Origin of the sequence: Streptacidiphilus jiangxiensis, assembly GCF_900109465.1 — a bacterium.
In the GTDB taxonomy this organism is placed as follows: Bacteria; Actinomycetota; Actinomycetes; order Streptomycetales; family Streptomycetaceae; genus Streptacidiphilus; species Streptacidiphilus jiangxiensis.
This window is the reverse complement of record NZ_FOAZ01000061.1, coordinates 1-9,673: the sequence shown is the minus strand read 5'-3', so window position 1 is coordinate 9,673 and position 9,673 is coordinate 1. Positions and strand designations below refer to the sequence as shown.

Annotated in this window: 6 protein-coding genes; 4 read left to right on the top strand and 2 right to left on the bottom strand. The window is 75.5% G+C overall.

Annotated elements, in window-relative coordinates; genetic code table 11:
• The 3 genes from BMY61_RS46925 to BMY61_RS43010 all read left to right on the top strand — a co-directional run.
• The coding region (locus BMY61_RS46925; RefSeq protein WP_075004305.1) for a DNA polymerase Y family protein at positions 1-1,189 on the top strand (1,189 nt) is incomplete at its 5' end.
• Positions 1,190-1,257: 68 nt separating this feature from the next.
• Positions 1,258-4,527, top strand: coding sequence for an error-prone DNA polymerase (locus BMY61_RS43015; protein ID WP_042449636.1), 3,270 nt, complete (start codon positions 1,258-1,260; stop codon positions 4,525-4,527).
• Between the two features lie 163 nt (positions 4,528-4,690).
• Positions 4,691-6,802 (top strand): helicase-associated domain-containing protein, encoded by a 2,112-nt coding sequence (locus BMY61_RS43010; RefSeq protein WP_042449638.1) that lies wholly within the window; start codon positions 4,691-4,693, stop codon positions 6,800-6,802.
• Between the two features lie 33 nt (positions 6,803-6,835).
• Here BMY61_RS43010 and BMY61_RS43005 read toward each other — a convergent pair whose 3' ends face one another.
• Positions 6,836-7,273: a RapZ C-terminal domain-containing protein gene (locus tag BMY61_RS43005; protein ID WP_143094832.1), complete on the bottom strand. Its 438-nt coding sequence runs from the start codon at positions 7,271-7,273 to the stop codon at positions 6,836-6,838.
• A 421-nt stretch (positions 7,274-7,694) separates the two neighbouring features.
• Here BMY61_RS43005 and BMY61_RS43000 point away from each other — a divergent pair, with 421 nt between their 5' ends.
• Entirely contained in the window at positions 7,695-8,033 is a 339-nt protein-coding gene (locus BMY61_RS43000; RefSeq protein ID WP_042449640.1) for an RNA polymerase-binding protein RbpA, read from the top strand.
• A 46-nt stretch (positions 8,034-8,079) separates the two neighbouring features.
• Here the strand turns inward: BMY61_RS43000 and BMY61_RS42995 are convergent, their stop codons facing one another.
• Positions 8,080-9,048, bottom strand: a complete 969-nt coding sequence (locus tag BMY61_RS42995; protein WP_042449641.1) for a hypothetical protein — start codon at positions 9,046-9,048, stop codon at positions 8,080-8,082.
• Between the last annotated feature and the right edge of the window lie 625 nt (positions 9,049-9,673).

Here is a 9,673-nt window from a genome sequence, read left to right as displayed (position 1 = left end):
CGAGGAGCAGCTGGCGGAGAGGCTCATCGACGCGGTCGAGGCGGCCGGTTTCGAGTGCCGGGTCGGGATCGCGGACGGCCTGGCGGCCGCGCAGCTCGCGGCGCGGGCCCAGCGGATCATCCCGGTGGGGGAGAGCGCCCGGTTCCTGGCGCCGTTCCCGGTCACCGAGGTCGTGCCGGGGCGGTTGGCGGACCTGCTGGTCCGGCTCGGCCTGGTGACGGCCGGCCAGTTCGCGGCGCTGCCGCCCGCCTCGATCGCCGACCGGTTCGGCGCCGAGGGCGCGGCCGCGCACCGGCTCGCGCGCGGCCTTCAGGCCCGCCCGGTGGTGGCCCGGACCGCGTCGGCCGACGTCGCGGTCGAGGAGCGGTTCGAGCAGCCGTACACCCGGGCGGAGCCGATGGTGTTCGCCGCGCTCGGCCTGGCCGAGCGGATGCACGAGCGCCTCGGCGCGGCGGGGCTCGGCTGCGAGCGGTTCGAGGTCGAGGTGGAGTGCGCCGACGGCACGACGGCGTCCCGGGCGTGGCGGCACGAGGGTCTGCTGTCGGCCGGGGCGGTCGCCGAGCGGATCCGCTGGCAGCTGCAGGCGTGGCAGCAGCGGGCCGCGTTCGCGGCGTCCTCGGGCGGGGTGGTGGCGCTGCGCCTGGTCCCGGACGGGCTGGTCGCCGACCCGGGGCGGCAGCTGTCGCTGCTGGACGGGCAGCGGGAGGCGGCCCAGCAGCGGATGGAGCGCGCTGCCTCCCGGGTGCAGGCGATGCTCGGGCACGGCGGGATCGTGACCGCCGAGCTGGCCGGCGGACGCGGGCCCGGCGACCGGGTGGTCCGCACGCCGTGGGGCGACGCGCACCAGGACCGGCGCGCCGACGGGCCGTGGCCCGGCCGTCTCCCGGCCCCCTCGCCTGCGCGGGTGCCGCACGGTCCGCAGTGGGTGCGGCTGCTGGACGAGGCCGGCGAGGAGGTGCGGGTGACCGCCCGAGCCGAGGCGCAGACGCCTCCCGTCCGGCTGGTCGTCGCGGGCCGCAGCCTGGACGTCGTGGGCTGGGCCGGGCCGTGGCCGGCCACCGAGCGCTGGTGGAGCCAGGACGAGTCCTCCCGCCTGGCCCGGCTCCAGGTCACCACCACCGACGGGCACGCCTTACTGCTCGCCGTCGAAGGCGGGCGCTGGCGCATCGAGGGCGCCTACGACACCTGAACCACCACCCGCGCTGGCACCGGCCCTGCGCGGTCACCGAGCACCACCGCACCACCAGGAACCATCCGATGGCCAAGTTCGAGAGCCACCCCCACACCCCGTGGGCCGAGCTCCAGCGTCGCATGTCCACCCCCAGCCCCACCGGCGCCGGCGCGGGCGCGGTGCTGCCGTTCCCCGCGCCCGCGCCGCCGCCGAGGGAGGCCAAGCCCGCGGCCCGCCCGGGGGCCGGGCCCGGCTGGGCCGAGCTCCACGTCCACTCCGCCTTCTCCTTCCTCGACGGCGCCTCCCCGGTCGAGGAACTGGTCGCCGAGGCCGCCCGCCTGGGCACCGGCACCCTCGCCGTCACCGACCACGACGGCCTGTACGGGGCGTCCGTCCTGGCCACCGAGGCCCGCCGCGCGGGCATCGCCACCGTGTACGGCGCCGAGCTGACCCTGGACGCGGACCTCGCGCCGACCGGGGTCCCGGACCAGGACGGCGAGCACCTGCTCGTCCTGGCCCGCGGCCCGGAGGGCTACCGGCGACTGGCCAAGGCGATCGGCGACGCGCACCTGGCCGGGCAGGGCAAACGCCGCCCCGGCTACGACCGCGACCTGCTGCCCGACGCGGCCGCGGGCCACTGGGTGATCCTGACCGGCTGCCGCAAGGGCGCCGTGCGCCGCGCCCTGGACGCCGAGGGCCCGGAAGGGGCGGAGCGTGAACTGCGGGCGCTGGCCGACCGGTTCGGGCCCGGGAACGTCGCGGTGGAGCTGACCGACCACCGCGCGCCCGGCGACGACGACCGCAACGACGCCCTGGCCGGCCTCGCCCGCCGCACCGGCCTCACCCTGATCGCGACTACCGCCGCCCACCACGCCTCCCCGGCCCAGGCTCGCCTCGCCCAGACCCTCGCCGCGCTGCGCCAGCGCCGCACCCTGGCCGACGCCGAGCCCTACCTGGCCGCGGCCGGCACGGCGCACCTGCGCTCCGCCTTCGAGATGGCCGCCCTCCTCGCGCCGTGGCCAGACGTCCAGCAGAGCACCGTCGACCTCGCCGCCGGGTGCGCGTTCGACCTCGCCGCCCTCGCGCCGCAGCTCCCCGGCTTCCCGCTGCCCCCCGGCCGGACCGAGGCCGGGTACCTGCGCGAGCTCACCCTGCGCGCCGCCGGCACCCGCTTCACGTCGGACAATGAGCGCGCGCACCGGCAGATCGCCTACGAGCTCGAGGTGATCGAGCAGCTGGACCTGGCCGGGTACTTCCTGATCGTCCATGACCTCGTCGACTTCTGCCGTCGCGCCGACATCTGGTGCCAGGGCCGCGGCTCCGCCGCCAACTCCGCGGTCTGCTACGCGCTCGGGATCACCAGCGTCGACCCGATCCACTACGGCCTGCTCTTCGAAAGGTTTCTCAGCCCCGAGCGCGACGGCCCGCCCGACATCGACCTCGACATCGAGCACCGTCGGCGGGAAGAAGTGATCCAGTACTGCTACGACACCTACGGCCGCGACCATGCCGCCCAGGTCGCCAACGTCATCTCCTACCAGCCCCGGCTCGCGGTGCGCGACGCGGCCCGCGCCCTCGGCTACGCCCAAGGGGACCTGGACCGCTTCTCCCGGGAGACCGGCTGGCACGACATGCCGCCGCCCGACGCGCCCGTGCCCGAGGACGTGCGGGAGCTGGCCGGGCAGCTGCGCGGCCTGCCGCGGCACCTGGGCATCCACTCCGGCGGGATGGTCCTCACCCGCCGGCCGATCGCGGAGACCTGTCCGACCGAGTGGGCGTCCATGCCCGGACGCTCAGTTTTGCAGTGGGACAAGGACAGTACGGCCGCGGCAGGATTGGTCAAGATCGACTTGTTGGGGTTGGGGATGCTCGCAGCCCTCCACGACTGCTGCGACCTGATCGCCCGTCACCACGGCCGCCGCCTGGACCTGGCTTCGATCCCGCCGGACGACCCGGCGGTCTACGACATGCTCTGCAAGGCGGACACCGTCGGCGTGTTCCAGGTCGAGTCACGCGCGCAGGCCTCCGCCCTCCCGCGGCTGAGACCCCGGACGTTCTACGACCTGGTGGTGCAGGTCGCCCTGATCCGGCCCGGCCCGATCCAGGGCGGCAGCGTCCACCCCTACATCCGCCGCCGCAACGGGCACGAGAAGGTCGTGATCCCGCACCCGCTGATGGAACGCGCGCTGGCGAAAACGCTGGGGGTGCCGCTGTTCCAGGAGCAGATGATGCAGCTGGCGATCGACTGCGCCGGGTTCACGCCCGCCGAGTCGGACCGGCTGCGCCAGGCGATGGGCTCCAAGCGCTCCCTGGAGCGGGTGGCCGAGCTGCGGGCCCGGCTGCTGGCCGGGATGGCGCAGCGCGGCATCCCGGCCGAGGTCGCCGAGGACATCTACCTGAAAATCGAGGCCTTCTCCAGCTACGGCTTCCCCGAGAGCCACTCGGCAAGTTTCGCGCTGCTGGTGTACGCCAGCGCCTGGCTCAAGCACTACTACCCGGCCGCCTTCACCTGCGCCCTCCTCGCGAACCAGCCGATGGGCTTCTACTCCCCGAACACGCTGATCGCCGACGTACGCCGCCACGGCGTCCAGGTCCTGCCAGCCGACGTCAACCGCTCCCAGGCAAAGCCGACCCTCGAACCCGCCCCCGGCCGGCCGGACGGCCAGCCGGCGATCCGGCTCGGCCTGGCCGCGGTCCGCAGCCTCGGCGAGGAGCAGGCCGAGCAGATCGCCGCCGGCCAGCCCTACAGCGGCCTGGAGGACTTCGCCCGCCGCACCGCCCTCGGCGCGCCCGAGCTCGAAGCCCTCGCCACCGCCGGGGCGTTCACCAGCCTCGGCGTCACCCGCCGCCAGGCCCTGTGGTCGGCTGGACTACTGGCCCGCACCAGCGACGCCATGCTGCCCGGCACCGCCCCCGGCCTTGCCGCACCGCCCAGCCTGCCCGAGATGACCCCGGTCGAGGAGACCATCGCCGACCTGTGGGCCACCGGCACCTCCACCACCCACCCCGTCTACTACGCCCGCCCCCACCTGCAACGCTGCGGCGCGATCACCGCGGCGGACGTCAAACTGGCTCCCGCCGACCAACTCGTCACCGTCGGCGGCCTGGTTACCCACCGCCAGCGCCCGCCGACGGCCGGCGGCGTGCTGTTCCTGTCGCTGGAGGATGAGACCGGCCTGGTCAACATCGTGGTGCAGCCCCACGTCGCGCGAGCCCACCAGCGCAGCGCCCTCCAATCCGCCGGACTGATCATCAGCGGCACCCTCGAGCGCCGCGACGGCGCGACCAACCTCCTGGCCACCCGCCTGGCCCCGCTCACCCTCGGCCCGACCCCCGGCAGCCGCGACTTCCGGTAGCGCAGCCCGATCGGGTGAACCTCTCTGCCGGGCCCGCGCTGCAGCAGGTCCGGCGGGGCTCCCGCAACGCCGGGGCAGACGGGCCGGCCGCCGGGCCGCAGCAGAACCTTGACCGGGCGCCAACCGCCCCCGGCGCCCCAGCCTCGGTGGGAGCATCGAAGGCGTGCTGGACGCGACCATCGACTCGCTCACCCTCTGGCTGACCTCCCGGACCCCGCAGCAGCGCGCCGACCTCCTGGCCCGCCACCCGCAACTCCTGGCCCCGCGCCGCCCGCAGACCCTGCGCCAGCTGGCGGTCCGCCACCTCTACGGCCCCTTCGCCGACGCCCGGGACTGGCGCGCCCTGGCCCGGGACCAGCTCCAGCTGCTGGAGGCCGCCGCCTACCTCGCCTCGCAGACCAGGGACTGGCGGCACCCGTACGGCTGCAGCACGGCCGACCTCCTCGCCTTCCTCGACCGTGACCGCTCCGACGCCGACCGGGTGGAGGCGGTCCTGGACGCCGTCGTCGACCGCGCGCTCGCGTGGCCGTGCGCCGAGCAGCGCCTCGCCCTCCACCCCCGGATCCGGCGGCTCTTCCCCCACCCCTACGTCCTGGACACCGAAGCCATCCACGAGCACGGCCCCCTCCTGAGCCCCGCGCCGCCGCTCACCACCCGGACCGCCAGCCTCAACCCGCAGGCGCAGGCCGCTGCGGCCGCCGGCGTCGTCCACGCGATCACCACCGTGCTCACCGTGTTCACTACCCCGGTGCCCGCCCTCGCCCGCGGCGGCGTGCCGACCCAGGATCTGCGCCGCCTCGCGCAAGCCCTCAACTGCGCTCAGCCGCAAGCCCGGCTGTGGCTGGAGCTGGCCGGCGAACTGGACCTGATCCACGAGCACAACCAGCAGTGGCAGCCCACCGCGGAAGGCCGGGCCTGGCCGGACGCCGACCCGGCGGCCAGGCTCGCGGACACCGCCCGGGCCTGGCTCCGACTGCCCTGCACCCCGCTGCTGCCCGCCGACGGCGGCCGCCCCCGCCCCTCCCTGGCACCGGTGACGACCTCCAGCGCCGATGCCCGCCGGGTCATCCTCATCCTGCTGGCCGGCCTCGCCCCCGGCCAGGCCCTCCTCGACGGCCCCACCTGGGCGGCCGCAGCCCACCACCGCGCCCCGCTGCTCCTCGACCCCGCCACCGACGCCCCCAGCAGCCGCCTTCGCGCCGCGCTGGGCACGCTGACCCCGTGGTGCTCCGCCGGCCTCCCAGCCGGAGCAGCGGTCACCGCGGTCCTGGAGGAGAGCCGGCTGATCGCGCTCACCGACGACGGCGCGTTGACCCCGCTCGGCCGCGCCCTCCTGGACGGCAGCACCGCCGAGCTGCTGGCCGCAGCCAAGGCGACCCTGCCGCTGCAGCGCCGCGCCGCCGTCCTGGCCGACCACCGCGTCCTCGCCACCGGAACCCCCGACGGCGCCCTGGCCGCCCTCATGCGGGCCTGCGCCGACCTGGAGAGCACCGACGCCCTCGCCCAGACCTGGCATCTGACCCCGGGCAGCGTCCGCCGGTGGTTCGACACCCACCCCGCCGCCACCGCCGACGACCTCGCCGCCCGCCTTGCCGCCGTGGCCAGCACCCCGATCCCGCAGACCGTCCGCTACCTCATCGACGACACCGCCCGCCGCCACGGCCAGATCCGTATCCAGCCCACCGCCAGCGTCCTGGAAGTCCGCGACGAGGGCCTGGCCGCCGAACTCGCCGCCCGTACCGACCTGGCCGACCTCGGCCTGCGCCGGCTGGGCCCCACCCTGCTGAGCAGCACCGCCTCCGCCGTCACCGTCGCCGAGCGGCTGCGCGCCCACGGCTACGCCCCCACGAGCGAGGCGGCCAGCACCGCCGACACGCCGCCCGCCGCCCCGCCCCGGCCCGAACTTGCACCGGTACCCGCACCGCGCCGAGCCCCCGTGGACCTCACCGCCGTGGCGGCGGCCCTGGTCCCGGACCCGCCCACCACGCCCCTCGCCGCCAGCAGCCGCGCCGCCCTCCTCAAGGACCGCGCCCGGCTGCTCGGCACCACCGACCGCACCACGCTGCTGCGCGCTCTGCAGCACGGGCACAGCGTCCACATCGAGTACCTGCACCAGCGCGGCGAGTCCACCGGCACCATCACCCTGACCCGCCCCCGCCTGCTGGGCCCGGAGCAGCTGGTGGGCGACGTCCCCGCGGCGCTGCTGCCCGAACTTCCCCTCGACCTCGGCGCGCTGCTCGTCGTCCTGCCCGCCTCCGCCCTCGCCGCGCCGTAGCGGCCCACGCCGGGCCCCGTGGCGGCGGGTGGTTCAGGGGGAGCCGGGCAGGACGGGCCGGTCGATGTGGTGGTGCTCGACCTGGACGCCGAACTCCCGGTTCCATGCGGTCCAGACGCGGCGCGCCACCGCCTCCGACACCGCGACCGAACGGTGCCGGCCTCCCTGGCACGCGGCCGTCAGGCGCACCACCTGGCCACGGGGGACCGCGGCGGCCAGCGCGAGGAGTTGAGCGGCCGTCCGGTCGATCAGCTCCGGGGCGCCGGGGGTGGCCAGGACATGGGCGGACACCTCGTCGTCCAGCCCGGTGAGGTAGCGCAGGCGGGTGTCGTCCGCGGGATTGCGCAGCACCTCACGCAGATCGAGGTAGAGGCCGTCGGTGACGAGCTGGTGGGCGCCGTCATGGCGGACCCCGATCGAGCGGATGACAGCGGCGACGGGACCCGGGCCTCCCAGGCGGGTGATCTGCATGCCCACCACGATTCCCGCCGGCCCGGCACTACGGAAGGAGTTTCCTGTTGCCTGTTCTGCCTGGCCAGCGCGTCAGACGGCGCTGCGCTCCGTCGGATCCCCGCAGGCTCGCGGGCCGACAGCGGACGTGCCGGAGCGCTCGACGTCCGCCTCGACAGCAGGGCCACCCACAGCCGGCTCCGCACCACCCTGCGCAGAGCCCGCCAGTCCCTCGCATCGAAGACCTGAGCACGAAGCCGGGCCTCGGCGCCGGACAGCCTCGGACCCGCCTCTCTGTACGGAGCGACAAGGCCGAGCCCGGCAGCTCGTGAGGCCGTCGGCCAGCGGTCAAGCCGTAGACGACCTTCCCGGAGGAAGGTCGTACGCTTGCCCTTCCCCATGCACATCCGAGGCGTGGACAACGAGGCCGAGGAGAGCGAACGTGGCACAGGGACGCAGCAGCATTCGGGGCGCTCGGATCGGGTCAGGGCCGCTGGGTGAACCGGAGCGCGGCGACCTTGCCCCCCGCACGACGGCGTCGTTCTGGTGCGGCAACGGCCACCGGACCCAGCCCAGCTTCGCGGTCGAGGCCGTGATCCCGGAGGTGTGGGACTGCCCCCGGTGCGGTCTTCCCGCCGGACCGGATCCCGACAACGCCCCGGCCGCTCCAGGAAGCGCCCGCTACCTGACGCACATGGGCTTCGTCCGGCAGCGCCGCAGCCAGGAAGAGGGCGAGGCCCTGCTGAACGAGGCACTGGCCAAGCTCCGCGGGACCATCTGACAGCGGATACGTCCCGCCCTGGCCACTGAGAGCACCTGACCAGCCGTCAGGCGCTGTCGCGTTCCGGCAGGGCGATCACGGCGGCGTCCTTGGCCTGGTCCAGTGCCTCCGACAGCGCCTCGCCGGCCGCTGCCGCCTGGTCGGCCAGGCGGCGGCTGTCCTCGGCGGCCACGTCGTCGGCGGCCGTGCGGGCGAGGAGCTCCATGACCCTCTCCCCGCGCGCCTCCAGCTCCTCGACCGCGGCGAGCGCCTCATAGCGCCGGTCGGCCTCGGCGCACCGGCGCGCATACAGTTCCAGCGCCTCCACCCGGCGCTCGGTGCTGGTGAGAACCGTGGCCAGCGCGGAGCGCTCGCTCTTGCGGAGATCAGCGACCCGGTCCTCGCCCTCGCCGCCGCTGTTGCTCTGCGCCAGGCTGCTGTACTCCCGGAGCGTCCGGGCGATCTCCCACAGCTCCGCGGGCAGGTGCTCCTCGGTACGGTGGCGCAGCCCCGCCAGGTCGGTGCTGTGCATCCGCGACTCGCGGATCGCCGCAGCGGCGGCCTGGGCCCGCTTCAGGAGCCGGGCCGCAGGGGCGGCCAAGGTGTCGGAGCGCACGGCGTGCTCGCGGGCCAGGCGGGTCACCGCGCGCAGGTTCCGGGTGTCGATGTACCGGAGCACGCCGAGCAGGAGAGCGACCCCGGCCCCGCCGATCAGCGCGGTGGACCCGATGGTCTGCACCCAGTCGAGGATCCGCGTCACCTCTTCGGTGATCGACCCGGGGCGCGGGGCGGAGACGGAGGTCGACTTCGCCCAGGCCACCAGCGCGGTGACGACACCTCCGGCGGCGGCCACGGCGACGGCCTTGCCCAGGAACCCGTGGCCGAGTCCGCTCACCGGCTCCAGGCCCCTGGCCGCCACCAGATCGGGGTACCCCTCCAGCAGATCGGCGACGGCGGACTGCTCCCGCACGGACAGGGCCGGGTCCACGACGGCCACCTCGGCGGACGTTCCGTACCCGCCCGGTACCTCGATCATCAAGTCCCCCCGCTCACTGCGTACGTACTGCTGGAGCGGCCCAGTCTCCCAGACCGCTCCGCAACCGCGGATCCGACGTCGATCCCGCCGGCCCCGCGAAGACCGCGAAGGCCCGGCGGGGCCGCCGCGCGGCGCTTCCGCAACCGAGGAATGCCCCTGCCCCGGCCCGCCCAGTCACCGGACCGGCGCCCCCCGCGGATGCACGAGGGCGCGCACGCGGGTGCCTACCGGCGAGACCAGTCGGGGCACACGGCCGCGTGAGTCGTCAGGATGACGACGGTCGACCCGGCGAGCAGCCGCTCCCGGGTCGCTCGGCAGCACGTCGGCCACGGACGCTCCTCGGCCGCAGGCGGTTCATCGGGCGAGCCCACGTCCGCCGCCGGCTGCTGGGCACCGGGCTGCCGCCCAGTCTCGGCGAGAGCCCGGTCCGCGATCAGGGGCAGGGCCCGCGCGGTGCTCGGCCTGCGCCGACGTCTCCTCATCGCTCCAGCATGCCCGGTGGCGAAGGCGACTTGGACCAGCTCTCTGCGAGTGTCGCCGTGGCGCGTCGCCAGCGGGGGCGATCGGCCGGGCTCCGGGGAAGCAGATCCGGCACGCACCAACGGGCGACCGCGGCTCCCGGGGG